The sequence below is a fragment of the Burkholderia sp. NLJ2 genome (assembly GCF_049487195.1).
Classification (GTDB): domain Bacteria; phylum Pseudomonadota; class Gammaproteobacteria; order Burkholderiales; family Burkholderiaceae; genus Burkholderia; species Burkholderia pyrrocinia.
In genome coordinates this window covers 2,583,985-2,608,542 of sequence record NZ_CP137808.1, presented here as the reverse complement: position 1 = coordinate 2,608,542, position 24,558 = coordinate 2,583,985, and the positions used below count along the sequence as shown (strand labels likewise).

Sequence of the window (24,558 nt, the reverse complement as noted above, 5' to 3'; positions counted from 1 at the left end):
GCTGATGGCGCGCGTCGCCCGGCGGTTGCGCACTGCTCAGGCGGCCGGTTTCAATCTTTGCCGGAGATGAAGACAGGCAAGACGGCGCGCGCCGTCCTGCGTCACTGCAGGTGCTGTTCGGGCGTGCGCACGTAGACGCGCAGCAGTTCCTCGTTGTCGCCCGGGCGCGCGCCCGTCCAGAACAGTTTCCATTCGCTGCCGGGCGCCGGATCGACGGCCCGTACACCCTGGACGATCATCCACGTGCAGCGCGTCGTCTTCGCGTCGTCGATCGGCGTGTGCTGGATGCCGGAGAAGTAGTACAGCATCGGCGCTTCCGATTCGCCGAGCCCGTGCAGGCTCGCCATGCAGTCGCCGTCGTTCCATTCGAGCGCGAGATGCGCGTTCAGGTCGTCGAACACCGAGCGGTAGCTCTTCGCGACGTCGAGCCACGGCAGCAGCAGCGTGTAGACGAGCCCCCACGCGACGAGCGTACCGGCGCCCCACGACAGCGCGCCGCGCCAGAGGCCCGTCGTGCGCAGCTTCGGCAGCAGCGTCAGCCAGCCGACCGTCAGCGCGAGCGCACCGATCACGAGCGCGGGCTCGATCGGCATCGTCCAGTCGAGCGGCAGCCAGCGGCCGAGCGGCGCGAGATCCGCGCGCGACGCGGTCGGGTCGGCCATCACTGCCCAGATTGCCCAGGCGAGCGCGGCGGTGGTACCGAACAGCACGCGGCTGAAGTAATCCCACGCGAGATGCAGCGTGCGCGGAATGCGTTCGATCGCCTGCGCGGCGACCAGCGCGAGCGGTGCGAAGAACGGCAGGATGTAGAGCTGGCGCGACGTTGCGGACACTTGCAGCACCGCGAGCCCGATGCCGACGAACAGCACGGGCAGCGCGATGCGCGGCGTGCGCCAGTCGCGCCATGCACCGCGCGCGAGCGCGACGATCGCGAGCGGCGCGACCGGGAAGCCGACGAGCAGGAACGCACGCAGGATGAAGAACGGCTTGTCGTTTTCCGCACCGAGTTCGGGGACGGAGAAGCCGAAGAAACGGCCGACGTTGTTGTCCCAGAACCACGTCATGAACAGCGTCTCGGAGCGCAGGAACAGCGCGGTCGGCCAGATCAGCGCGAACGGCGCGAACACGAGCGCGGCGACACCGAGCGCGCGCGCGAACGAGCGGGTGCGGCAGGCCGGGTAGAGCACCAGCGCGCCGACCAGCGTGGCCGCGAATACGAGCGGCACGAACAGCCCCTTCGTCATCAGCGCGATGCCGACGCCCGCGCCGAGGATCGGCGCGGCCCAGCGGCCCGAGGGCCGGACCGGCAGCCCGTGCCGCATCTGCTGCGCGCGCGCGACGTGCTGCATCACGAGTTCGAGCAGCCCGCAGAAGCCCATTGCCGTACCGGCGAACAGTGCGACGTCCGTCATCATGTCGTGCATGTGCTTGATGACGACGAGCGTGCCCGCGCTCAGCACGACGGGACCGATCACGCGCAGGTCGAACCAACTGTCCGCGCGGCTGGCGACACGCGCCGCGCGTGCGACGAAGCCGAACGCGAGTGCCGCGAACAACGCGCTCGCGAGCCGTGCGGCGTCGTGCAGCGGCATCACGCGCTGAAGCAGCCACGCAAGGCTGGTCGCGACCCACGCGTAAAGCGGCGGCTTTTCCATGAACGGCAGGCCGGCATTGGTCGGCACGACGAAGTCGCCCGTCTCGAGCATGTGCTGGATGATGCCGAACGTGTAGGTTTCGTCCTGTTTCCACGGGTCGTGGCCGAGCACGCCGGGCAGCACATACGCGCAGACCAGGGCGACGACGAGCAGCCACGCGCGCCAGCCGAGCAGGAGCGAGCGGTCGCGCGCGGTGCTGGTTGCGGCGGTCGCGGCGACGACGGGCGTGCCGGCGGCGTCAAGCGTCGCGGTGAGGTTGGCGTCGGCGGTTGGGCGTGCGTCCGGGGCCGGAGCGGGCACGGACGTGCGTCGCCGGCTGGGCGCTGCGGTTCCAGGCATGGAAAAGATCTCGGGTCGAGTCGAGCCGGTTCGGCGACATGGGCCGGACCGATAAGGGCCACATCAGGGCGGCAAGGAACAGGCGTTTATGACACCTGTCTGAACGTACGCTAGTAGATCACGGAACTATTACGGATGTTTACTGAAACCGTCACGAAATTGTGAAGATTTGTGGCGCCGTGACGACAGATAGCTTGAGGCGGCGGTTTTGATGTGCCGCGCGTGCGGTTACCGGCCGCCGCCGACGTCGAGCAGGGCGCCCGTCGTGTAGGACGCCGCGTCGCCGAGCAGCCAGACGATCGCTTCGGCGATTTCCTGCGCTTCGCCCGCGCGGCCGAGCGGCGTTTGCGCGCCGAGGCGGGCCGCACGGCCCGGCTGGCCGCCGCTCGCGTGTATTTCGGTCTCGATCAGGCCGGGTCGCACCGCGTTGACGCGCACGCCGTGCGGGCCGAGTTCCTTCGCCAGGCCGATCGTCAGCGAGTCGACCGCGCCTTTCGAGCCCGCGTAGTCGACGTATTCGTTCGGCGAGCCGAGCCGGGATGCGATCGACGATACGTTGACGATCGCGCCGCCCTGGCCACCGCGGTCGGTGGACAGCCGGCGCGCGGCTTCGCGCGCGCACAGGTACGCGCCGAGCACGTTGGTGTCGAACATCCGCCGCAGCCGGTCGGCCGGCATGTCGGCGAGCGGCAGCGACGGCGCGACGATGCCCGCGTTGTTGACGAGCGCGTCGAGGCGTCCGAACGCGGCCGCAACGGTGTCGAACATCGCGACGACGTCGGCTTCGTTCGCGACGTCGCCTGCGACCACGCACGCCCGGCCGCCCGCGTCGCGGACGGCTTGTGCAGTGAGTTCGGCCGCCGCCGCGTCGCGCGCGTAGTTGACGCCGACGTCCCAGCCGCGTTCGGCCGCGAGCACGGCGGTCGCGCGGCCGATGCCGCGGCTCGCGCCGGTGATGAGAACGGCCTTGCGGTCGGACGGTGCGGTCATCGTGTGCGGTTCCCGGGGACGGTTACTTCGCTGCGTCGGGCGCCCACTTGTCGTTGGCGGGCGGTTGATAGCGGCGAAGCCGCTCGATCAGTTCGACCGGTTCCGAATCGACGCACAGCGCGTCGAAATAGGCCGGACGCATGAAACCCTCGTCGACCGTATGGCGCAGCAGCGCGATCAGCGGATCGTAGAACGAATCGATGTTGTAGAGCGCGACGGGCTTGCGGTGATAGCCGAGCTGCGCCCACGTGTAAACCTCGAAGAGTTCCTCAAGCGTGCCGGCGCCGCCGGGCATCGCGACGAACGCGTCGGCGAGGTCGGCCATCATTTTCTTGCGGTGGTGCATGTCGGGCACGACGTGCAGTTCCGACAGCCCCGTATGGCCGACTTCCTTGTCGACGAGCAGTTCGGGGATCACGCCGACCGCACGGCCGCCGGCCGCAATCACTTCATCGGCGATCACGCCCATCAGGCCGACACGGCCGCCGCCGTACACGAGCGTGATGCCCGCATCGACGAGCGCGCGGCCGAATGCGCGCGCGGCGTCGGCATAGACGGGCCGCACGCCGGGCGACGAGCCGCAGTAAACGCAGACCGCCTTCATTGCTTGGAATCCTTGGCGGGAGCCTGCCCAACGGTGACCGGGCTGTCGGCGGGGCGCGGCGAACCGTCGCGCGGCGGCAGGTAGTCGGTGAACTGGCGCTTCGGTAGCTTGCCGGAGACCAGGTCGTCGAACAGCTGGCGCGAACGGCCGCGCAGGTATGGTGCCATCACGGAGATCACGTGCATGCTGACCTGGTGCAGTTCCTCGCGGATCGCGTCCTGGTCGTTGTATTTGCGCGGATGCATCACGTACTGATACGACAGCCAGTACGTCGAAATAACGGCCATGTTGGTGGCGATGACCTCGATCTCGGCGGGCGTCGCGACCATCTCGGCGTCGGACACGAGCAGCTCGCACATGTCGTGCGCGAAGCGCACCTTGTGGCTGATGATCTGCTTGAAGTGCGTCTCGAGCGTGCGGTTGCGGGCGAGCAGGTCGTTGAGGTCACGATACAGGAACCGGTAGGTCCACATGAAATCGGCCATGTACTGCAAGTACGACCAGGTTTCGTCGATCGTCGGACGGTGATCTTCGGGAAAGCGCAGCCGCCGTTCGATCTGCTGCTCGAACTGCGCGAAGATGCTGTTGATGATGTCGTCTTTGTTGCGGAAATGGTAGTACAGGTTGCCTGGACTGATTTCCATTTCCTCGGCGATCGTCGTGGTCGTGACGTTCGGCTCGCCGATCTCGTTGAAGAGTTTCAACGACAACTCGAGAATCCGTTCGCGGGTGCGGCGGGGAGGTTTCGCTTCCATGTCGTCCGGCCCTGTGTGTGCCGGACTGGCGGGCGCTGCAATCGATGCTGCGTGATTCGTCCGGCGCGGGTTGCTGTTCTATGTCTAGCGGACGATTATAAACCGGGGTTTCGCCACATCGGGCGCATTTCGTGATCGCGGCCCCGCGCGACGGATGGTGCAGCGCCGCACGCGGGCGGTGGGCAATGCGCCCTCAGGCAGCCGTCCGGAAGCCTAGAAGCCGAGCCAGTGCGCGACGACCGGGCCGAGCACGAAGCCCCACGTCGTCACGCACGCGAACAGCGCGACCGTCACGGCCGCGCTGCCGAGGTCCTTCGCACGCTTGGAGAGTTCGTGGCGCTCGAGCGAGATGCGGTCGATCGCGGCCTCGACGCTCGAGTTCAGCAGTTCGACGATCAGCACCAGCAGCACCGAGCCGATCAGCAGCGCACGTGACGCAGCCGGCACCGGCGCGAACGCGCCGATCGGGAGCATCAGCGCGGCGAGCGTGAGCTCCTGGCGAAACGCGCTCTCCTCGCGGATCGCGACACGGAAGCCGTTCAACGAATGCTTGAGTGCGTACCATGCGCGGGTGATGCCGCGGTGGCGCTTGTACGGGTTCGGCGGCAGCGGCGTCAGTTGATCGTCGGGGCCGAGCGGCTCGGACGCGTGCGCGTCCGTGTCGCCATGCGGCTCTTCCTCGTCGAACGGGCGGTGCCGTTGCGGCGTCGCGGCGGGGGGCGGGGTCTTGTCGTTCAGGTCTCGTTTCAAACGGCGGCACCTTCGGCTGGCGAGTACGCGGTCTTCGGCAGCGGCTTCAGATGCGATGCGAACTGCTCGGACGCCGCGCGCCACGAGAAGCGTTCTGCCCACGCGCGCGCAGTCGTGCGTTCGATCTTCAGCGCTTCGAGGCAGGCTTCCTGCAGGTCCTCGTGCATCGTACCCGCGTCGCCGCCGCTGAGCACGTCGATCGGGCCCGTGACGGGATACGCGGCGACCGGCGTGCCGCAGGCGAGCGCCTCGAGCAGCACGAGGCCGAACGTGTCGGTGCGACTCGGGAACACGAACACGTCGGCCGCAGCATACACCTTCGCAAGCTCGGCCTGTGACAGCACGCCGAGATAGTTCGCTTCCGGGTAGCGCGACTTCAGTTCCGCGAGCGCGGGGCCTTCGCCCGCGACCCACTTGGAGCCGGGCAGGTCGAGGCGCAGGAACGCCTCGACGTTCTTCTCGATCGCGACGCGGCCCACGTACAGGAAGATCGGCCGCGCGGTGTTGAGCACCTTCGACTCCATCGGGCGGAAGATGTCGAGATCGACGCCGCGCGTCCATAGCACGACGTTCGTGAAGCCGAACTTCTCGAGGTCTTCCTTGACGACCGGCGTCGGCGCCATCACCGCGAGCGACGGGCCGTGGAACCAGTGCAGGAAGCGGTAAGTCGCGGTCAGCGGGATGCCGAAGCGCGCCTGCACGTATTCCGGAAAGCGCGTGTGGTATGCGGTCGTGAACGGCAGCTTGTGGGTGCGCGCATAGCGTCGCGCGGCGAGGCCGAGCGGGCCTTCGGTCGCGATGTGCAGCGCGTCGGGCGCGAACGCATCGATTCGCGCGCGCAGCTTGCGGTACGGCAGGATCGACAGGCGGATCTCGGGGTAGGTCGGGCAGGGCACCGTGCGGAATTCCAGCGGCGTCAGCAGTTCGACGCGGTGGCCGAGCGCCGTGAGTTCACGCGACGTGCTCTTCAGCGTGCGCACGACGCCGTTGACCTGCGGTTCCCACGCGTCGGTGACGATCATGATCTTCATCGCGGCATTGTCCTGTAAGTAGGGTTGTGTCAGGCAGTGGCCTTGGCCTTGCGCGACGTGGTCTCCGACGGCGCGGTGCGCATCACCGTCCAGTAGACGATCTTCAGTTCGCCTTCCATCGTTTCGACGAGCGCGGACAGGCTTTCTACCCAGTCGCCGTCGTTGCAGTACAGCACGCCATCGATATCGCGGATCTCGGCCTTGTGGATGTGGCCGCACACGACGCCGTCGCAGCCGCGGCGGCGCGCCTCGTCGGTCATCACGGTCTCGAACTGCGAGATGAAGTTGACTGCGTTCTTGACCTGGTGCTTCAGGTACTGCGACAGCGACCAGTACTGGAAGCCGAGCCGGCTGCGGATCCGGTTGAACCAGCGGTTCAGCACGAGGATCAGCGTGTAGAGCGTGTCGCCGAGGTACGCGAGCCATTTCGCGTGCTGGATCACGCCGTCGAACAGGTCGCCGTGCACGATCCACAAACGTTTGCCCGCGAGCGTCGTGTGGAACGCCTCGCCGCGCACCTGGATGTCGCCGAACGCGAGGTCGCAGAACTGTCGCGCGCCTTCGTCGTGGTTGCCGGGGATGTAGACGACCTGCGTGCCCTTGCGCGCCTTGCGCAGGATCTTCTGCACGACGTCGTTGTGCGCCTGCGGCCAGTACCAGCCTTTCTTCAACTGCCAGCCGTCGATGATGTCGCCGACGAGGTACAGGTATTCCGAATCGTTGTGACGCAGGAAGTCGAGCAGGTACGGCGCCTGGCATCCGCTCGAGCCGAGGTGGATGTCGGACAGCCAGATGGTGCGGTAGCGATGCGCGGACGGGTCGGGGTCGTCGTGCTGCGTGGTGTGCGCGGCAGGCGGCTCCTGCGCCGCCAGGCTATCGGTTGCGGCCGCGCCGGACAGGAACGCGGTGGCGGTGCGAGCGCCGAGCGGGTGACGGAAGAGGGAGGTCGCGGACGTTTTCTGGCCCATGCATGACTCGCGCCGGTTGACATTACCGGCATTCCGCCATGCGGGCGTGACTGTGCCGTGACAGTCACGAGACGTTCTTATTACGACCTATGCAGGGTGTTTAGCAGTGAATGAACGGGGTTGTGTAATCTGCCGCACCGAACGGTCTGCGGTTGCCTGGCGGGTCGTCAGGCGAGGTGGCGGAGGCTTGGGCGAGCTGATTTCGTCTGGCGAATGCGGCGCGTCAGCGCGGCATGGCGACGACGCGCGTGCGCGCGATCCGGTCGTGCGGAAACTGGCCGCCGGCATGCAGCCGCGCGGCGCCGGCCCATGCGACGATCCATGCGGCGGTGAGCGCCAGCGTGACCGGCACCGACAGGCCGACGAGCGGATGCAGTGCGAGCGGCGGCAGGAACCACAGCCAGCCGAGCGCATAGCGGACGAGCGCGTGGCCGGCGCGCAGCGGCCGGCCGCTCGACGATTCGAGCCGCAGCCGCCAGGTCTTCATCGGCAGCGTCTGGCCGCCATGGGTCCAGAACCAGACGAAGTACGCGCCGACGACGAGCGCGATCCACGCGGCGAGCAGGTTGTGATGGACGAGGCCGCTGCGCTGCTGCGTCGCGAGGCTGAACGCGAGCCCCGCGAAGAACACGACGCCGAACAGCAGCACGCCTTCGTAGAGCAGCGCGGCGAGACGCCGCCGCACGGACGGCGCGGTGGCCGGAGTCTCGGGTGCGCGGGCGTTCGCCACGGCCGCTCAGGAGCCTTTGAACAGCGAAGGCGCGTCGGCGGGCGACACCGGCGCCACTGGAGCGGGCGCGGACGCGGCGCCGGACGTCGACGACGCGGGCACCGGCGGCGCGGCGGCGCCGGCCGAGGCGAGCGCCGGTGCGGTGGCCGCACCGCTTGCCGGGTGATCGTGCGAATTGACGAGGCGGCGGACGTCACGGTCGGCGACGGTCGGCGGCGCGCTGACGACGCTCGGCCGGCGGCGCCGCTCGGCCGCGGCAAGACGCTCTTTCTGCTCCTCGGGGAGTTGCTGGTAGGCCTTCCACGCGCGCTCGCGCGCCTGCGCGGAAAGCTCCTTCGCACTCTGGTAGTTCTCGCGCGCGACGCGGCGCTGCTCGGGCGTCATCCGCGCCCATTCGGACATCCGGTCCTGCAGGCGCTTTTGGTCATCCGGCGTCAACTTCGCGAAACGCGATGCGATCTTCAGCCATTTGCGCTTGCGGGCGTCGCTGAAGCCGTCCCACTGGTCGGCGAACGGCGCGAGTGCCGCGTGCTGCGCCGGCGTGAGGCGCGCCCACGACAGCGGGCCGGTGGCGGCCGGCAGCGGCAGCGGCGGGAGGTCGGTGGTCAGTCCGGTCGCGGCCGATGCAGGCGCGGCAGGGCTGCTGGCCGTGACGGAAGTCGTCGCGGGGGACGGGTGGAATCGCGAATACGTGGCGACGTAGCAAACGGCGATCGCGATCACGCATCCGAAAAATACGGCCAGGCCGCGCTTCTGACTCACCCGTGCGATCCCCTCGTTATTGTCTGTTAGTGAGCGCGCGAAAGATACGCGTTGAACCCGTGATCGAGATACGCGTTGAGCGGCAGGTCGTCGCTGAGCATCGCCGCGTCGATGTCGGCGAGCTCGGCGGTGCGCTGCATGTCTTCCCAGTAGGCGATGCCGATGAGCCCCGCGAGCAGCAGCGCGAGCGGCCACGCACGCAGCAGGCGGCGCGCGAACGACGCGTACGGGCGGCCGGCCTGCGGGTGGCTCGTGGGCGCCGGGCCGTAGGCGCCGGCCGCGCCGGCGAAGGCCGGCACGAACACCGGCGCGGTCGCGGGCTCGGGCTTCTTGCGCGCGAGCGCAGCCCGGCGGGCGACGGCCAGCCGATCGGTGGTCGCGGCAGGCAGTTCGGCCGCGCGCTCATCCAGCGCGCGGCGCACCTTCAGCGCGAATTCGTGTTCTCGGTTTGCGGGAGTGGAGCTCATAGCGTGATTCCTTTGGCCTTGAGCGCTTGCGCCAGGGTGTGGGTGGCTCGTGAGCAGTGCGTCTTGACGCTGCCTTCGGAGCACCCCATTGCGGCGGCAGTCTCGGCGACATCCATATCTTCCCAATAACGCATCAGGAACGCTTCCCGTTGACGCGCCGGAAGTTTCTGGATTTCTTCGTCGATCAGGGCCAGAACCTGCTCTCTTTCGAGGCGGTGCTCGCTGCTCTCGACGCCCGCGTTGTCGTCCGCGGATTCGAGCGTTTCGAGGGGGTCGAAGTCTTCGTCGTCGGTGTTGTTCAGCGACGAGAAGAGCGTGACCCAGGTGTTGCGGACCTTCTGCCGGCGGAACCAGTCGTGGATCGTGTTCTGCAGGATCCGCTGAAAAAGCAGCGGCAGTTCGGCCGCCGGCCGGTCGCCGTATTTCTCGGCCAGCTTGATCATCGCGTCCTGCACGATGTCGAGCGACGCATCGTCGTCACGCACCGCGTACGCAGCCTGCTTGAACGCGCGCCTTTCGACGCCCGCCAGAAAGTCGGCGAGTTCCTTGTCTGATGCCATTCCGTGAAGGTATGCGCTGCGGACCGCTGCGTGGTGTAAAAGGTCGAAAAATTTCGTAAAACCCGCGGATGCTAACAAATTTTCACGCTGCTTGGCACCGGATTGGGCGCCGCGCGTTGCGCGCGAGCCGCGGCGGCGGGGTGCCGGGCGGCGCGCATGATGCGCTGCGGGATATTTTGCTTGACGACCCAATCACGACCCGCTATCGTCAACGATTCGCAACATGAAGTGATGGTCTCATTTGAGGCTGGCCCAAGAAGCCCGCCCTTCAAACTGGACGCGCCGCTTGAACCCGAGCCACAAGCCCGGCAGAGAGCACCCGATCAATTTTTTGCCGAAAATTCGAAAGGTCAAAGATGAACATGCCCAGCGCGGAATTCTCCACGTCGGAACCCCTTTCCCCTCCCGATAGCGACTCCATCGGCGCCACCGTGCTCATGAAGGCACTGGCCGACGAGAACGTCGAATTCATCTGGGGCTACCCCGGCGGCTCGGTTCTCTATATTTACGACGAGCTTTACAAGCAGGACAAGATTCAGCACGTGCTGGTGCGCCACGAACAGGCGGCCGTGCACGCAGCCGATGCGTATGCGCGTTCCACCGGCAATGTCGGCGTCTGCCTCGTGACGTCGGGCCCCGGCGTCACCAACGCGGTGACCGGCATCGCGACGGCGTACATGGATTCGATTCCGATGGTCGTGATCAGCGGCCAGGTGCCGACCGCCGCGATCGGCCAGGACGCATTCCAGGAATGCGACACGGTCGGCATCACGCGCCCGTGCGTGAAGCACAACTTCCTCGTGAAGGACGTGCGCGACCTCGCGGAAACCGTCAAGAAGGCGTTCTATATCGCCCGCACCGGCCGTCCGGGCCCGGTGCTGATCGACATCCCGAAGGACATCTCGAAGACGCCGTGCCAGTACGAGCCCGTCAAGAGCGTGTCGCTGCGTTCGTACAATCCCGTCACGAAAGGCCATTCGGGCCAGATCCGCAAGGCCGTGTCGCTGCTGCTGACGGCGAAGCGTCCCTACATCTATACGGGGGGCGGCATCATCCTCGCCGACGCGTCGCGTGAACTGAACCAGTTCGCGGACCTGCTCGGCTACCCGGTCACGAACACGCTGATGGGCCTCGGCGGCTATCGCGCGTCGGACAAGAAATTCCTCGGCATGCTCGGCATGCACGGCACCTACGAAGCGAACATGGCGATGCAGCACTGCGACGTGCTGATCGCGATCGGTGCCCGCTTCGACGACCGCGTGATCGGCGATCCGGCGCACTTCGCGTCGCGTCCGCGCAAGATCATCCACATCGACATCGACCCGTCGTCGATCTCGAAGCGCGTGAAGGTCGACATCCCGATCGTCGGCGACGTGAAGGAAGTGCTGAAGGAGCTGATCGAGCAGCTGCAAACGGCCGAGCACGGCCCCGACACCGACGCGCTCGCGCAATGGTGGAAGGACATCGAGGGCTGGCGCTCGAAGGACTGCCTGAAGTTCGACCGCGAAAGCGAGATCATCAAGCCGCAGTACGTGGTCGAGAAGGCGTGGGAGCTGACGGACGGCAATGCGTTCGTGTGCTCGGACGTCGGCCAGCACCAGATGTGGGCCGCGCAGTTCTACCGTTTCAACAAGCCGCGTCGCTGGATCAACTCCGGCGGCCTCGGCACGATGGGCTTCGGCCTGCCGGCGGCGATGGGCGTCAAGATGGCGCACCCGGACGACGACGTGCTGTGCATCACAGGCGAAGGCTCGATCCAGATGTGCATCCAGGAACTGTCGACCTGCCTGCAGTACGACACGCCCGTGAAGATCATTTCGCTGAACAACCGCTACCTCGGCATGGTTCGCCAGTGGCAGCAGATCGAATACAGCAAGCGCTATTCGCATTCGTACATGGATGCGCTGCCCGATTTCGTGAAGCTCGCCGAAGCGTACGGCCATGTCGGCATGCGGATCGAAAAGACCTCGGATGTGGAGCCGGCGCTGAAGGAAGCGCTGCGCCTGAAGGATCGCACCGTGTTTCTCGACTTCCAGACCGATCCGACCGAAAACGTCTGGCCGATGGTACAGGCCGGCAAGGGCATCACCGAGATGCTGCTCGGATCGGAAGATCTGTAACGGCGCGACGCGCGCGGGCCCGGATGCGGCCGCCTTCACGAAGGGCGGTGCGGCACGTGGCGGCGCGCGGCGCGAGTGAATCGACACGGACACATTCTGGAAGAAGCGAACATGAGACACATCATTTCCGTCCTGCTGGAGAACGAACCGGGCGCGCTGTCGCGCGTGGTCGGTCTGTTTTCCGCACGCGGCTACAACATCGAAACCTTGACGGTGGCGCCGACCGAAGACCAATCGCTGTCGCGGCTCACCATCGTTTCCATTGGCTCCGACGACGTGATCGAACAGATCACGAAGCATCTGAACCGCCTGATCGAGGTGGTGAAAGTGGTGGACCTGACCGACGGTGCACACATCGAACGCGAGCTGATGCTGATCAAGGTACGTGCAGTGGGCAAGGAGCGCGAAGAAATGAAGCGGATGTCGGACATTTTCCGCGGCCGCATCATCGACGTGACCGAAAAGACCTACACGATCGAATTGACGGGCGCGAGCGACAAGCTCGACGCATTCATCCAGGGGCTGGACGCGAGCGCGATCCTCGAGACCGTGCGTACCGGCAGCTCCGGCATCGGACGCGGCGAGCGCATCCTGAAGGTTTGATGCCGAAATGCCGAAGAGGCACGCCGGGTGCGCCGTCATGTCCCGGCCCGCAGTACTCCATCCGAACGAATTGTTGAATTTTTGAATTAGCGAAGGAACCCATCATGAACGTTTTCTACGACAAAGACGCTGACCTCTCCCTCATCAAGGGCAAGCAAGTCACGATCATCGGCTACGGCTCGCAAGGCCATGCACACGCGCTGAACCTGAAGGAAAGCGGCGTGAACGTGACGGTCGGCCTGCGCAAGGGCGGCGCGTCGTGGAGCAAGGCCGAAAACGCCGGCCTGTCGGTCAAGGAAGTCGCGGAAGCGGTGAAGGGCGCGGACGTCGTCATGATGCTGCTGCCGGACGAGCAGATCGCCGACGTGTACGCGAAGGAAGTGCACGCGAACATCAAGCAGGGCGCGGCGCTGGCATTCGCGCACGGCTTCAACGTCCACTACGGCCAGGTGATCCCGCGCGCCGACCTCGACGTGATCATGATCGCGCCGAAGGCACCGGGCCACACCGTGCGCGGCACGTACTCGCAAGGTGGCGGCGTGCCGCACCTGATCGCGGTTGCGCAGAACAAGTCGGGCGCGGCACGCGACATCGCGCTGTCGTACGCGGCAGCGAACGGCGGCGGCCGTGCAGGCATCATCGAGACGAACTTCCGTGAAGAGACCGAAACCGACCTGTTCGGCGAGCAGGCCGTGCTGTGCGGCGGTACCGTCGAGCTGATCAAGGCTGGCTTCGAGACGCTGGTCGAAGCAGGCTACGCGCCGGAAATGGCGTACTTCGAGTGCCTGCACGAACTGAAGCTGATCGTCGACCTGATCTACGAAGGCGGCATCGCGAACATGAACTACTCGATCTCGAACAACGCCGAGTACGGCGAGTACGTGACGGGCCCGCGCGTCGTGACGGAAGAGACGAAGAAGGCGATGAAGCAGTGCCTGACCGACATCCAGACGGGCGAGTACGCGAAGAGCTTCATTCTCGAGAACAAGGCAGGCGCTCCGACGCTGCAGTCGCGCCGCCGCCTGACGGCCGAGCACCAGATCGAGCAGGTCGGCGCGAAGCTGCGCGCGATGATGCCGTGGATCGCGAAGAACAAGCTCGTCGACCAGACGAAGAACTAAGCACCGCGTGCTGTTCCGGCCCTTCGAGTGGAGGGTCGGCATCAAAAAGCCGTCCGAAGGCAGCAGTGCCCCGGGCGGCTTTTGTTATGCTACGGGCTTTGCAATTCACCGAACACAGAACGAATCCATGAACTATCCTCATCCGATCATCGCGCGCGAAGGCTGGCCGTTCATCGCGATTGCTGCCGTCATCGCGCTGTTGATCCACGCCGTCGGGGGCTTCGGCTTCGCGTGGCCGTTCTGGCTGCTGCTCGCCTTCGTCGTCCAGTTCTTCCGCGATCCGCAGCGTCCGATCCCGGCGCAGCCGAACGCGGTGCTGTGCCCGGCGGACGGCCGCATCGTCGCGGTCGAGACCACCCAGGATCCGTACGCGAACCGCGAAGCGCTGAAGATCAGCGTGTTCATGAATGTCTTCAACGTCCATTCGCAGCGTTCGCCGGTCGATGGCGCGATCACCAAGGTCGAGTACTTTCCGGGCGCATTCCTGAACGCGGCGATCGACAAGGCGTCGACCGAAAACGAGCGCAATGCGGTCGTGATGCAGACGGCGAGCGGCAAGACCGTCACCGCCGTGCAGATCGCGGGCCTCGTCGCCCGCCGGATTCTCTGCTACGTACGCGCCGGCGAGCCGCTGTCGCGCGGCCAGCGCTACGGTTTCATCCGCTTCGGTTCGCGCGTCGACGTGTACCTGCCGATCGGCAGCCGCGCGAAGGTGTCGATCGGCGAGAAGGTCTACGCGTCGTCGACGATCCTCGCCGAGCTCGAACAGTAAGCGGCGGGGCGCACGATGGCCGCATTCAAACCACGTCGGCCGCGCAACGGCTCCGGCCAGACGCCACGCCCGTTCCGCCGCAACAAGGGGATGGCCGCCGATCCGGTACCCATCGAGAGCCGCCGTGCCGCGCGCCAGCGGTTCCTGAAGACGCGCGGCATCTACCTGCTGCCGAACGCATTCACCACCGCTGCGCTGTTCTGCGGCTTCTTCGCGGTCGTGCAGGCGATGAACGTGCGTTTCGAGATCGCCGCGATCGCGATTTTCGTCGCGATGGTGCTCGACGGGATGGACGGGCGCGTCGCGCGCATGACGCATACGCAGAGCGCGTTCGGCGAGCAGTTCGACAGCCTGTCGGACATGGTGTCGTTCGGCGTCGCGCCAGCGCTCGTGATGTACGAGTGGGTGCTGAAGGATCTCGGCCGCTGGGGCTGGCTCGCCGCATTCGTCTACTGCTCGGGTGCCGCGCTGCGCCTCGCGCGCTTCAATACGAACATCGGCGTCGTCGACAAACGCTTCTTCCAGGGCTTGCCGAGCCCGGCCGCCGCGGCGCTGATCGCAGGCTTCGTGTGGCTCGCGACCGACAACCGCGTGCCGATGAAGCTCGGCTGGCTGCCGTGGGTCGCATTCGTGCTGACGATCTACGCGGGCGTGACGATGGTGTCGAACGCGCCGTTCTACAGCGGCAAGGCGCTCGACGTGCGACACCGCGTGCCGTTCGCGGCGATCCTGCTCGTCGTCGTCGCGTTCGTGCTCGTGTCGTCCGACCCGCCGCTGATGCTGTTCTGCCTGTTCGTGCTGTACGGGCTGTCCGGTTATGTGTTCTGGGCCTACATGGCGATCCGCGGGCGCGCGAATCCGGCGCGCTCGTCGCAGCGCGATCACTGACCTGACGCGCGATCTGCCCGGAAACGGCGGCCTCGGGGCCGCCGTTTTCATTTGCCCCTTTTTCGAACGGGGGCAGCCGGAACCCGGGGTGCCGGCCGATTGCGCGCCCAACGGAATGCCGTTATAGTCTTCGGCATGACTGCATTTTCCCGCCTCTCCCTCCTTCTAGCCGGTGCGCCGCTACGCGCGCTAGCGTTGGCGCGCCTGCCGCGCTGACCGTTCTCGCCCTCCGTCAAGCTTCGTCTGTTGTTGAGCGTCGCCAGCGGTGGCGCGATCGCATTACGTTTGACTTCCGTATAAAGAGCCCTGGAGCCCCCCATGACAGACAAGCTGATCATTTTCGATACGACGTTGCGTGACGGCGAGCAATCGCCCGGCGCGTCGATGACGAAGGAAGAGAAAATCCGCATCGCGAAGCATCTCGAGCGGATGAAGGTCGACGTGATCGAGGCCGGTTTCGCGGCCAGCTCGAACGGCGATTTCGACGCGATCCACACGATCGCCGGTCTCGTGAAGGACAGCACGATCTGCTCGCTGGCCCGGGCCAACGACAAGGACATCCAGCGCGCGGCCGACGCACTGAAGCCGGCCAACAGCTTCCGGATCCACACGTTCATCGCGACGTCGCCGCTGCACATGGAAAAGAAGCTGCGGATGACGCCCGACCAGGTGTTCGAACAGGCGCGTCTCGCGGTGCGTTTCGCGCGCAAGTTCACCGACAACGTCGAGTTTTCGCCGGAAGACGGCAGCCGCTCCGATCTGGACTTCCTGTGCCGCGTGCTGGAAGCCGTGATCGCCGAGGGCGCGACGACGATCAACATCGCCGACACGGTCGGCTACGGCGTGCCGGAGCTCTACGGCAACCTCGTGAAGACGCTGCGCGAGCGCATTCCGAACTCGGACAAGGCGATCTTCTCCGTGCACTGCCACAACGATCTCGGGATGGCCGTCGCGAACTCGCTCGCAGGCGTGAAGATCGGCGGCGCGCGTCAGGTCGAGTGCACGATCAACGGTCTCGGCGAGCGTGCGGGCAACACGTCGCTCGAGGAAATCGTGATGGCCGTGAAGACCCGCAAGGACTACTTCGGCCTCGACGTCGGCATCGACACCACGCAGATCGTGCCGACGTCGAAGCTCGTGTCGCAGATCACCGGTTTCGTCGTGCAGCCGAACAAGGCCGTGGTCGGCGCGAACGCATTTGCGCACGCGTCGGGCATCCACCAGGACGGCGTGCTGAAGGCGCGCGATACCTACGAGATCATGCGCGCGGAAGATGTAGGCTGGACCGCGAACAAGATCGTGCTCGGCAAGCTGTCGGGCCGCAACGCGTTCAAGCAGCGCCTGCAGGAGCTCGGCGTGTCGCTCGACAGCGAAGCCGAACTGAATGCCGCGTTCATGCGCTTCAAGGATCTGGCCGACCGCAAGTCCGAGATCTTCGACGAGGACATCATCGCGATCGTGTCCGAGGAATCGGCGCTCGCGCACGAGCAGGAACACTTCAAGTTCGTGTCGCTGTCGCAGCGTTCGGAGACGGGCGAGCAGCCGCAGGCGAAAATCGTGTTCGCGGTCGAAGGCAAGGAAGTGACCGGCGAGGCGCGCGGCAACGGTCCGGTCGATGCGACGTTCAACGCGATCGAGGGCGAAGTCGGCAGCGGTTCCGAACTGCTGCTGTACTCGGTCAACGCGATCACGACCGGCACGCAGGCGCAGGGCGAAGTGACCGTCCGGCTGTCGAGGAGCGGGCGGATCGTCAACGGCGTCGGCACCGATCCGGACATCGTCGCCGCGTCCGCCAAGGCGTACATCTCCGCGCTGAACAAGCTGCATTCGAAGGACGACAAGGTCAACCCGCAGCGCTCGTAAGCGCCGCGCGCAGCGCATCATCGAAACGCCCCGTGCGGCCCTGCGCCGCCGGGGCGTTGTTTCATCTGCCGCTCATTCGGCGGCCGGCGCGCGGAACAGCCAGCGGCGCGTAGCCGCGCGGGGCGCCGGGCTGCGTCGGCGGAACTCGACCGCGATCCCGCGCCGCGGCGCATCGGCGACGAATGCGTCGAGCAGTTCGAGCACGTCGTGATCGATGTAGTCGGCGCGCGTCGCGTCGATGATCACCGCCGCCCGGTCCGGAATGTGCCGCAGGTGGTGCTTGACCTGCACCTTGCCGAGAAACGACACGTCCTTGCGGAACGACAGCAGGAAGTGGTCGTCGTGCTGCGCGAGCGTGACGGGGCTCTTCAGGTTCGCGACGGCGACCGCCAGCACGCTGCATGCGAGGCCGAGCGCGATGCCGAACAGCAGGTCGACCGCGAGCACGCCGGCGATCGTCGCGGCGAACGGCACGAACGCGGCCGGCCCTTGCTTCATCACGGAGCGGAACAGCGCCGGTTTCGCGAGCTTGAAGCCGGTGTGGATCAGGATCGCGGCGAGGCTCGCGAGCGGGATCAGGTTGATCAGGCCGGTGAGCGCGAACACGCTTGCGAGCAGCAGCATCCCGTGGACGATTGCCGACATCCGGCTCTGCGCGCCCGCATTGACGTTGACCGAGCTGCGCACGATCACCGACGTGATCGGCAGGCCGCCGAACGCGCCCGCGACGAGATTGCCGACGCCCTGTGCCTTCAGCTCGCGGTCGGGCTGGGTCGGCCGGCGCTTCGGATCGATCTGCTCGACCGCTTCGAGGCTCAGCAGCGTCTCGAGGCTCGCGACGACTGCGAGCGTGATCGCGACGCGCCACACGTCCGGATTGACGAGCTGCGCGAAGTTCGGTCCGAGCTCCGCGTGCTTGAGCGATGCCGCGAAGGCCGCGAACGATCCGAGCTCGGGCAGCGTCACGCGATGGGCGGCGCCCGGCGCGACCGACGGCGCGACGAAGCCCAGCACGAACGTCGCGCCGATGCCCAGCACGACGACCGCAAGCGGTGCGGGTACCGAGCGCACCAGCGTGAATCGGCGCAGCGCGGGCGTGTCCCAGGCGATCAGCAGCGCGAGCGAGGCGAGCGCGATGGCCGTGGCGGCCCACGCGACCGGCAGCCCAGGCCAATTGGCAAACGATTGCGCGGCCGAGCCGCCGATGCCGAACGCGAACGGAATCTGCTTCACGATCAGCAGCAGGCCGATCGCGGCGAGCATGCCCTTGATGACGGGCGACGGCACGTACGCGGCAAAGCGGCCGGCGCGCAGCATGCCGAACCCGAACTGCAGCACGCCGGACAGCAGCACCGCGAGCAGGAACGCGGAGAAGCTGCCGAGTTGCGCGATTCCTTCGACGACGATCACGACGAGGCCGGCGGCCGGCCCGCTGACGGACAGCGACGAGCCGCTCAGCAGCGCGACGACGATGCCGCCGACGATGCCGGACACGAGCCCGGCGAACGGCTCGACGCCGGACGCATTGGCGATGCCGAGACAGAGCGGCAGCGCGACGAGGAAAACGACGATGCCGGCGACGATGTCGCGCGGCAGGGTGGACAGGCGCTCGTTCAGTTTCATGGTTGGGGCGATTTCATTGGCGTAAGGGGGGAATCAGCCGAGCGCGGCGGCCGTTGCGGCCTGCACGGGTTCGACGTCGGCGGGCGGTGTCGTGTAGCCGGAATCGAGTTCCAGCAGGCGGCCGTCGGCGAGCGAAAAGATCCAGCCGTGCACGAGCGGCGGCCGTTCCCGGCCGCGCACGATCGGCGACGCGCGCAGCAGCCGTACCTGTTCGAGCACGTTCAGCTCGGCGAGGCGGTCGGCGGCGGCCGTGTCGTCGAGGCCGTCGAGCGTGTCGCGATGGCGCCGCGCGAGCGCGCAGAGCGGCGCGATGCGGCGCGCGACGTGCGGCAGGTCTGACGGTGGCGGCAGCAGCGACGCGCGCACGCCGCCGCACCCGTAGTGCCCGCACACGATCACGTGGTCGACCTGCAGCACGCGCACCGCGTACTCGAGCACGCTGGCGGAATTGTCATCGTCGGGATGGAACAGATTTGCGATGTTGCGATGAACGAACAGCTCGCCAGGTGCGCAGTGCGTGATGGTTTCGGCCGGCACGCGGCTGTCCGAGCAGCCGATCCACAGCACGCGCGGATTCTGGCCGCGCGCGAGCGCGTCGAAAAAGCCGGGCATGTGTTCGCGCGTCTCGCGGGCCCACGCGATGTTGGCAACCAGCATGCTCTTGGGGCGATTCATGAGGACTCCTTTATGACAAAGGCAAATAAATATCGGCTGAAATGACGCAACAGGAGTCTTTCTAAACTGAAAGGTTGAATTTGGACTGATATTAGGGGTATGCCCTAGCATTCCGGGTGTGTTGAAACAAATTGTTTCAAATTGGTTTGACGTAGTGCATTGCGTGCACCAACCCAATGCGTGACATGCATTGCGCCTGCCTGTTTCCACGCAAAGGCCCGCATGACGGGGATTTCAGCGTGCTGCCACCGGAATGTCATTGATCGGAAAAGATTTCCGTCATATTTTCTGAATTAATCGGGTGGCGGAAAAAAGGAAATGGCCATTCACGCAATGATTCGTGAATGGCCATTGTGAAAATTGCGCGTAAATGCGTAATCGGTCAGAACAGGTTGCGGCGATCGGGATCGTGCAGCGGATCCGGCGTTTTCTGCGTGATGCGCAGGATGCCCTGCGGATCGAAGTAGAAGCTGTACATCATGTACCAGACGTTGTCCTCGAGATACCGGTACGTCCACACCTCGCGCTTCATCAGCGGGAAGTAGGACGTCTCGACGGGGCGTCCGAAATTGACGAGGACATCGGTCTTCGTCCACTTGCCGATCTCCGCACGATAGAACTCGCTCGGCTGCAGCACCTGGCGCACGTTGACGATCTTGTGGGTCGCGTCGACGTCGGCCGCGACCGTGACCTCGCCCATCGGCTGGGTCGGCCACATCAGGCGTTTGCCGCCGCCGGGCAGGTCGTAGATCTCGCGCGGCGGGCCCATGCGCGCGACGATCGCCGACTCATCCTGACCGGCCTGGTATTGCTGCCACGGTTGTGCGCAACCGGCCAGCAGCGCGGCGGCACAGGCGAACAGCACCGGCAGGCGCGCGGGAATGCGAATGCGCATGGGGATTCTCCAGAATACGGAAGCAAGTCCCGTTGTATCACGGACGGCGCGCGACGGCACATCGTGCAGAAAAAATCGGTCCGGATCGCCGGCGCGGCCGCGCTTGCGGCCGGCAGGGGCGCCGGCCTATGATCCGCGCTTCTCGGGCAGATTGAAGGGCAGGTGGCCGATGCAGGGGTGGAAGCGGTGCGCGCTCGCGTTGAGCGCGGGGTGGATGCTGGTGTCGTCCGCGTTTGCCGGCGGCGAGCCGGTGCGGATCGCGCTGATCGAAGGGATGTCGGGCCCGTTCGCGAACGCGGGCGCGGCAGTCGAGCGCAATCTGCGCTTCGGCGTCGAGCAGGTCAATGCGGCAGGCGGCGTGAAGCTGCGCGACGGCGCGCATCCGCTCGAGCTCGTCGTGCTCGACAGCAAGGGCAGCCCGGAAGAGGCGCTCGTGCAGTTGCGCGCGGCCGCGGACCGGCATATCGGTTTCGTCGCGCAGGGCAACAGTTCGGCCGTCGCGGCCGCGCTCGTCGCGGCGCTCGACAAGCTGAACGCACGCGACCCGGACAACCGGATGGTGTTCCTCAACTATTCGGCCGACGATCCGGCGCTGACCGGCGCGCGCTGCAGTTTCTGGCATTTCCGCTTCGACGCGCACGCGGGGATGCGGATGGCCGCGCTCGCGGACGTGATGGCGCGCGACCGCGCGCTGCGCAAGGTCTATCTGCTGAACCAGGACTACAGCTTCGGCCATGACGTCAGCACGCTCGCGCGGCAGGCGCTGGCCGCGCGGCGCCCGGACGTGACGATCGCCGGCGACGAATTCCACCCGATCGGCCGGATCAAGGATTTCTCGCCGTATATCGCGAAGATCCGCGCGAGCGGCGCGGATGCCGTCGTGACCGGCAACTGGGGCAACGACCTCACGCTGCTCGTGAAGGCGGCGCGCGAGCAGGGGCTGAATGCGACGTTCTATACGTTCTACGGCAACAGCCTCGGCGCGCCGGCCGCGCTCGGCGATGCCGGGGTCCGGCGGGTCGTGGCCGTGGCGGACTGGCACCCGAACGCGGGCGGCGCGAAATCGGACGCGTTCTACCGCGCGTTCCGAACCCGTTTTCCGGCCGCGCAGGACGACTATCCGGTACGGCGGATGAGTCTGATGATCGAGATGCTGGCCGCCGCGATGAACCGCGCGGGGTCGGCCGACCCTGTCGCGGTCGCGCGTGCGCTCGAGGGCCTGTCGTTCGACGACGGCTTCCATGCGTCGCGGATGCGCGCACAGGATCATCAGTTGATCCAGCCCCTTTATGTAATGGAGATGGACAAGGCCGGCACGCCGGGCGTGCGCTTCGACAACGAGGGTTCGGGCTACGGTTTCCGGACGGTGCTCGCGGCGCCGGCGCAGCGCACGGAAATGCCGTCGACCTGTTCGATGACGCGCCCGTGACAGGGGCGGTAGGAACGGTGGGGAGTTGTGTTACAATGCCCGCCGGTTGTAAGTCACGGCACGGCCATTCTTCCGTGTCCGCCTGTTCAGTTAGAAAGGAAATCACATGTCTGTTGCAGATATCAAGAAGTCGGAAGTCGTTGCTCAGTTCGCCCGCGGTACCAACGACACGGGGTCGCCCGAAGTCCAGGTCGCACTGCTGACCGCACGTATCGTCGAACTGACGGGTCACTTCAAGACCCACGCGAAGGATCACCACAGCCGCCGCGGCCTGCTGCGCATGGTTAGCCGCCGCCGCAAGCTGCTCGACTACCTCAAGGGCAAGGATGCCGACCGTTACCGCGCACTGATCGAGAAGCTGGGTCTGCGTAAGTAATCGAGGCGATTGCCGCCAGCAAGATGCCTGTGTCAGTCCGCTGATGCAGGCATTTTGTTTTTGCGCGGTGCGTAGCGTCACACGCATCGCAGGCTGTCCGGCACGTTGGCGCCGGATTGCCGGAACGGCTGATGCCGGAGTCGGGATTTGTGTCATTCCAGCGCGTCGCTGCACGAGCGCCGCGCTGGAATGGCATAAAAAACACACCTTGCTCCGGGTGATTCGGTCGCGACGCCGCCGCGCGGGATGGCCGGCGCGGCGAATGAAATGCATGCATTCAAAGGAGCAACCATGTCCATGTTCAACAAGGTCGTGAAGGAATTCCAGTGGGGCCAGCACAAGGTGCGCCTCGAAACCGGTGAAGTCGCTCGCCAGGCAAGCGGCGCCGTGATCGTCGACGTCGAAGACACCGTCGTGCTGGCAACCGTCGTCGGCGCGAAGTCGGCGAAGCCGGGTCAGGACTTCTTCCCGCTGACCGTCGACTACCTCGAAAAGACCTACTCGGCCGGCAAGATCCCGGGCGGCTTCTTCCGCCGCGAAGGCCGTCCGTCGGAGCACGAGACGCTGACGTCGCGCCTGATCGACCGTCCGCTGCGCCCGCTGTTCCCGGAAGGCTTCTACAACGAAGTCCAGGTCGTGATCCACGTGCTGTCCGTGAACCCGGAAATCCCGGCGGACATCCCTGCGCTGATCGGCGCATCGGCTGCGCTCGCCGTGTCGGGCCTGCCGTTCAACGGCCCGGTCGGTGCCGCGCGCGTCGCGTACATCGACAACGCCTACGTGCTGAACCCGACGCGTGACCAGATCAAGGCGTCGAGCCTCGACCTCGTCGTCGCGGGTACGGAACGCGCTGTGCTGATGGTCGAATCGGAAGCCGACCAACTGTCGGAAGACGTGATGCTGGGCGCCGTGGTGTTTGGCCACGAGCAGATGCAAGTGGCGATCGACGCGATCCACGAACTGGTGCGCGAAGGCGGCAAGCCCGAGTGGGACTGGCAGCCGGCGCCGAAGAACGAGGCGCTGATCGCGCGCGTGACCGAGCTGGCGCAGAACGACCTGCTCGCCGCTTACCAGCTCCGCGACAAGCAGGCTCGCTCGACGAAGCTGAAGGAAGTCTACTCGGCGACTTCGGCGAAGCTCGAGGAAGACGCGCAGGCGGCCGGTACGGCCGCGGCCGACAAGGCCACCGTCGGCAACGTCCTGTTCGACATCGAGGCAAAGATCGTCCGTTCGCAGATCCTGAACGGCGAGCCGCGCATCGACGGCCGCGACACGCGCACCGTGCGCCCGATCGAGATCCGCACCGGCGTGCTGCCGCGCACCCACGGCTCGGCGCTGTTCACGCGTGGCGAGACGCAGGCGCTGGTCGTCGCGACGCTCGGCACGAAGGGTGACGAGCAGATCATCGACGCGCTCGAAGGCGAGTACCGCGAGCGCTTCATGCTCCACTACAACATGCCCCCGTTCGCGACCGGCGAAACGGGCCGCGTCGGCTCGCCGAAGCGCCGCGAAATCGGCCACGGCCGCCTCGCGAAGCGCGCGCTGGTCAAGTGCCTGCCGAGCGCCGACGAATTCGGCTACTCGATCCGCGTCGTGTCGGAAATCACCGAGTCGAACGGTTCGTCGTCGATGGCATCGGTGTGCGGCGGCTGCCTCGCGCTGATGGACGCCGGCGTGCCGATGAAGGCGCACGTCGCGGGTATCGCGATGGGCCTGATCCTCGAAGGCAACAAGTTCGCGGTGCTGACCGACATCCTTGGCGACGAAGATCACCTCGGCGACATGGACTTCAAGGTGGCCGGCACGGAGCAAGGCGTGACGGCGCTGCAGATGGACATCAAGATCCAGGGCATCACGAAGGAAATCATGCAGGTCGCGCTCGCGCAGGCGAAGGAAGGCCGCATGCACATCCTCGGCAAGATGACGTCGGCGGTCTCGGGTGCGAACACGCAACTGTCGGAATTCGCGCCGCGCATGATCACGATCAAGATCAACCCGGAAAAGATCCGCGACGTGATCGGCAAGGGTGGTTCGGTGATCCGCGCGCTGACGGAAGAAACGGGCACGACCATCGACATCTCCGACGACGGCGTCGTGACGATCGCGAGCACGAACAGCGACGGCATGGCCGAAGCGAAGAAGCGCATCGAGAACATCACGGCCGAGATCGAAGTCGGCCAGGTGTATGAAGGCACGGTGCTGAAGCTGCTCGATTTCGGTGCGATCGTGAACCTGCTGCCGGGCAAGGACGGCCTGCTGCACATCTCGGAAATCGTCAACGAGCGTGTGAAGGACATCAACGACTACCTGAAGGAAGGTCAGCAGGTCAAGGTCAAGGTGATCCAGACGGACGAGAAGGGTCGTGTGCGTCTGTCGGCAAAGGCGCTGCTGAATGAAGCAGCGGCGGCGTCGCAGTCGGACACGCCGCCGCAGCAGTAAGCGGGCAGGCGGACCAACGGCCGGCAGTGCGAAAGCGCGCCGGCCGTTTTTTCTGTAGCATCGTTGTGCGGCGCAGCAGCGCCGGCGAGGCGCCCGTGCCACGCGCACGGGTGCGCCATCCGATTCCGATCCTGGAGCCACCT

23 protein-coding genes are annotated in these 24,558 nt (G+C 66.1%); 9 read left to right on the top strand and 14 right to left on the bottom strand.

Going from position 1 to position 24,558, the window contains the following annotated elements; all coding sequences use genetic code 11:
• Positions 1–101: 101 nt before the first annotated feature.
• The 11 genes from R9B84_RS12010 to R9B84_RS11960 all read right to left on the bottom strand — a co-directional run bounded on the left by R9B84_RS12010 (position 102) and on the right by R9B84_RS11960 (position 9,611).
• Entirely contained in the window at positions 102–1,994 is a 1,893-nt protein-coding gene (locus tag R9B84_RS12010; RefSeq protein ID WP_423758114.1) for an ArnT family glycosyltransferase, read from the bottom strand.
• A 228-nt stretch (positions 1,995–2,222) separates the two neighbouring features.
• Positions 2,223–2,984 carry an SDR family oxidoreductase gene (locus tag R9B84_RS12005; protein WP_423758113.1) on the bottom strand — a complete coding sequence of 254 codons (762 nt, stop codon included), beginning with the start codon at positions 2,982–2,984 and terminating at the stop codon, positions 2,223–2,225.
• Positions 2,985–3,006: 22 nt separating this feature from the next.
• Positions 3,007–3,588: a TIGR00730 family Rossman fold protein gene (locus R9B84_RS12000; protein ID WP_423758112.1), complete on the bottom strand. Its 582-nt coding sequence runs from the start codon at positions 3,586–3,588 to the stop codon at positions 3,007–3,009.
• On the bottom strand, positions 3,585–4,343 hold the full coding sequence (locus tag R9B84_RS11995; protein WP_096471400.1) for a TetR/AcrR family transcriptional regulator: 759 nt from the start codon (positions 4,341–4,343) through the stop codon (positions 3,585–3,587). The genes R9B84_RS12000 and R9B84_RS11995 overlap by 4 nt, the downstream gene beginning before the upstream one ends.
• Positions 4,344–4,556: 213 nt before the next feature.
• Complete coding sequence (locus R9B84_RS11990; RefSeq protein ID WP_262535167.1) at positions 4,557–5,093, bottom strand: diacylglycerol kinase; 537 nt, start codon at positions 5,091–5,093, stop codon at positions 4,557–4,559.
• Positions 5,090–6,124 carry a glycosyltransferase family 4 protein gene (locus R9B84_RS11985; protein ID WP_423758111.1) on the bottom strand — a complete coding sequence of 345 codons (1,035 nt, stop codon included), beginning with the start codon at positions 6,122–6,124 and terminating at the stop codon, positions 5,090–5,092. The genes R9B84_RS11990 and R9B84_RS11985 overlap by 4 nt, the downstream gene beginning before the upstream one ends.
• Positions 6,125–6,153: 29 nt before the next feature.
• Positions 6,154–7,092 (bottom strand): UDP-2,3-diacylglucosamine diphosphatase, encoded by a 939-nt coding sequence (locus tag R9B84_RS11980; protein WP_423758110.1) that lies wholly within the window; start codon positions 7,090–7,092, stop codon positions 6,154–6,156.
• A gap of 223 nt (positions 7,093–7,315) precedes the next feature.
• Complete coding sequence (locus R9B84_RS11975; RefSeq protein WP_423758109.1) at positions 7,316–7,822, bottom strand: RDD family protein; 507 nt, start codon at positions 7,820–7,822, stop codon at positions 7,316–7,318.
• A gap of 6 nt (positions 7,823–7,828) precedes the next feature.
• Positions 7,829–8,584 (bottom strand): DUF3106 domain-containing protein, encoded by a 756-nt coding sequence (locus tag R9B84_RS11970; protein ID WP_423758108.1) that lies wholly within the window; start codon positions 8,582–8,584, stop codon positions 7,829–7,831.
• 26 nt (positions 8,585–8,610) lie between these two features.
• On the bottom strand, positions 8,611–9,051 hold the full coding sequence (locus tag R9B84_RS11965) for a DUF3619 family protein (RefSeq protein ID WP_423758107.1): 441 nt from the start codon (positions 9,049–9,051) through the stop codon (positions 8,611–8,613).
• Positions 9,048–9,611 carry an RNA polymerase sigma factor gene (locus tag R9B84_RS11960; protein WP_047898622.1) on the bottom strand — a complete coding sequence of 188 codons (564 nt, stop codon included), beginning with the start codon at positions 9,609–9,611 and terminating at the stop codon, positions 9,048–9,050. Before R9B84_RS11960 ends, R9B84_RS11965 begins: the two co-directional genes overlap by 4 nt.
• A 356-nt stretch (positions 9,612–9,967) precedes the next feature.
• Here R9B84_RS11960 and R9B84_RS11955 point away from each other — a divergent pair, with 356 nt between their 5' ends.
• From R9B84_RS11955 to R9B84_RS11930, 6 genes are all read left to right on the top strand, one after another.
• Entirely contained in the window at positions 9,968–11,731 is a 1,764-nt protein-coding gene (locus R9B84_RS11955; protein WP_047898621.1) for an acetolactate synthase 3 catalytic subunit, read from the top strand.
• A 111-nt stretch (positions 11,732–11,842) separates the two neighbouring features.
• The gene (gene ilvN / locus R9B84_RS11950; protein ID WP_006750445.1) at positions 11,843–12,334 is read left to right on the top strand and encodes an acetolactate synthase small subunit; all 492 of its coding nucleotides are present in this window, start codon (positions 11,843–11,845) and stop codon (positions 12,332–12,334) included.
• A gap of 104 nt (positions 12,335–12,438) precedes the next feature.
• Entirely contained in the window at positions 12,439–13,455 is a 1,017-nt protein-coding gene (gene ilvC, locus R9B84_RS11945; protein ID WP_047898620.1) for a ketol-acid reductoisomerase, read from the top strand.
• A gap of 127 nt (positions 13,456–13,582) precedes the next feature.
• The gene (locus R9B84_RS11940) at positions 13,583–14,227 is read left to right on the top strand and encodes a phosphatidylserine decarboxylase (protein WP_423758106.1); all 645 of its coding nucleotides are present in this window, start codon (positions 13,583–13,585) and stop codon (positions 14,225–14,227) included.
• A 15-nt stretch (positions 14,228–14,242) separates the two neighbouring features.
• Positions 14,243–15,115, top strand: coding sequence for a CDP-diacylglycerol--serine O-phosphatidyltransferase (pssA, locus tag R9B84_RS11935; RefSeq protein WP_069747452.1), 873 nt, complete (start codon positions 14,243–14,245; stop codon positions 15,113–15,115).
• 318 nt (positions 15,116–15,433) lie between these two features.
• Entirely contained in the window at positions 15,434–16,978 is a 1,545-nt protein-coding gene (locus tag R9B84_RS11930) for a 2-isopropylmalate synthase (protein ID WP_423758105.1), read from the top strand.
• 72 nt (positions 16,979–17,050) lie between these two features.
• Here R9B84_RS11930 and R9B84_RS11925 read toward each other — a convergent pair whose 3' ends face one another.
• The 3 genes from R9B84_RS11925 to R9B84_RS11915 all read right to left on the bottom strand — a co-directional run bounded on the left by R9B84_RS11925 (position 17,051) and on the right by R9B84_RS11915 (position 20,171).
• A complete protein-coding gene (locus tag R9B84_RS11925) occupies positions 17,051–18,601 on the bottom strand; it encodes a SulP family inorganic anion transporter (RefSeq protein ID WP_423758104.1) in 1,551 nt (516 codons plus the stop codon).
• A gap of 33 nt (positions 18,602–18,634) precedes the next feature.
• The gene (locus R9B84_RS11920; protein WP_338638325.1) at positions 18,635–19,276 is read right to left on the bottom strand and encodes a carbonic anhydrase; all 642 of its coding nucleotides are present in this window, start codon (positions 19,274–19,276) and stop codon (positions 18,635–18,637) included.
• Positions 19,277–19,658: 382 nt separating this feature from the next.
• Positions 19,659–20,171 (bottom strand): hypothetical protein, encoded by a 513-nt coding sequence (locus tag R9B84_RS11915; RefSeq protein ID WP_423758103.1) that lies wholly within the window; start codon positions 20,169–20,171, stop codon positions 19,659–19,661.
• A 169-nt stretch (positions 20,172–20,340) separates the two neighbouring features.
• Here R9B84_RS11915 and R9B84_RS11910 point away from each other — a divergent pair, with 169 nt between their 5' ends.
• The 3 genes from R9B84_RS11910 to pnp all read left to right on the top strand — a co-directional run bounded on the left by R9B84_RS11910 (position 20,341) and on the right by pnp (position 24,415).
• Positions 20,341–21,600, top strand: coding sequence for a branched-chain amino acid ABC transporter substrate-binding protein (locus R9B84_RS11910; RefSeq protein WP_423758102.1), 1,260 nt, complete (start codon positions 20,341–20,343; stop codon positions 21,598–21,600).
• A gap of 106 nt (positions 21,601–21,706) precedes the next feature.
• Entirely contained in the window at positions 21,707–21,976 is a 270-nt protein-coding gene (gene rpsO / locus R9B84_RS11905) for a 30S ribosomal protein S15 (protein ID WP_006398792.1), read from the top strand.
• A gap of 291 nt (positions 21,977–22,267) precedes the next feature.
• Positions 22,268–24,415 carry a polyribonucleotide nucleotidyltransferase gene (gene pnp, locus R9B84_RS11900; RefSeq protein WP_047901025.1) on the top strand — a complete coding sequence of 716 codons (2,148 nt, stop codon included), beginning with the start codon at positions 22,268–22,270 and terminating at the stop codon, positions 24,413–24,415.
• The last annotated feature ends 143 nt before the right edge of the window (positions 24,416–24,558 follow it).

Coding starts and splice junctions, on each gene's coding strand:
- pssA (WP_069747452.1), top strand. CDS start 14,243: ATGGCCGCATTCAAACCACGTCGGCCGCGCAACGGCTCCGGCCAGACG.
- R9B84_RS12005 (WP_423758113.1), bottom strand. CDS start 2,984: ATGACCGCACCGTCCGACCGCAAGGCCGTTCTCATCACCGGCGCGAGC.
- R9B84_RS11960 (WP_047898622.1), bottom strand. CDS start 9,611: ATGGCATCAGACAAGGAACTCGCCGACTTTCTGGCGGGCGTCGAAAGG.
- R9B84_RS12000 (WP_423758112.1), bottom strand. CDS start 3,588: ATGAAGGCGGTCTGCGTTTACTGCGGCTCGTCGCCCGGCGTGCGGCCC.
- ilvN (WP_006750445.1), top strand. CDS start 11,843: ATGAGACACATCATTTCCGTCCTGCTGGAGAACGAACCGGGCGCGCTG.
- R9B84_RS11925 (WP_423758104.1), bottom strand. CDS start 18,601: ATGAAACTGAACGAGCGCCTGTCCACCCTGCCGCGCGACATCGTCGCC.
- rpsO (WP_006398792.1), top strand. CDS start 21,707: ATGTCTGTTGCAGATATCAAGAAGTCGGAAGTCGTTGCTCAGTTCGCC.
- R9B84_RS11965 (WP_423758107.1), bottom strand. CDS start 9,051: ATGAGCTCCACTCCCGCAAACCGAGAACACGAATTCGCGCTGAAGGTG.
- R9B84_RS11955 (WP_047898621.1), top strand. CDS start 9,968: ATGAACATGCCCAGCGCGGAATTCTCCACGTCGGAACCCCTTTCCCCT.
- R9B84_RS11930 (WP_423758105.1), top strand. CDS start 15,434: ATGACAGACAAGCTGATCATTTTCGATACGACGTTGCGTGACGGCGAG.
- ilvC (WP_047898620.1), top strand. CDS start 12,439: ATGAACGTTTTCTACGACAAAGACGCTGACCTCTCCCTCATCAAGGGC.
- R9B84_RS11985 (WP_423758111.1), bottom strand. CDS start 6,124: ATGAAGATCATGATCGTCACCGACGCGTGGGAACCGCAGGTCAACGGC.
- pnp (WP_047901025.1), top strand. CDS start 22,268: ATGTCCATGTTCAACAAGGTCGTGAAGGAATTCCAGTGGGGCCAGCAC.
- R9B84_RS11915 (WP_423758103.1), bottom strand. CDS start 20,171: ATGCGCATTCGCATTCCCGCGCGCCTGCCGGTGCTGTTCGCCTGTGCC.
- R9B84_RS11980 (WP_423758110.1), bottom strand. CDS start 7,092: ATGGGCCAGAAAACGTCCGCGACCTCCCTCTTCCGTCACCCGCTCGGC.
- R9B84_RS11910 (WP_423758102.1), top strand. CDS start 20,341: ATGCAGGGGTGGAAGCGGTGCGCGCTCGCGTTGAGCGCGGGGTGGATG.
- R9B84_RS11920 (WP_338638325.1), bottom strand. CDS start 19,276: ATGAATCGCCCCAAGAGCATGCTGGTTGCCAACATCGCGTGGGCCCGC.
- R9B84_RS11940 (WP_423758106.1), top strand. CDS start 13,583: ATGAACTATCCTCATCCGATCATCGCGCGCGAAGGCTGGCCGTTCATC.
- R9B84_RS11995 (WP_096471400.1), bottom strand. CDS start 4,343: ATGGAAGCGAAACCTCCCCGCCGCACCCGCGAACGGATTCTCGAGTTG.
- R9B84_RS12010 (WP_423758114.1), bottom strand. CDS start 1,994: ATGCCTGGAACCGCAGCGCCCAGCCGGCGACGCACGTCCGTGCCCGCT.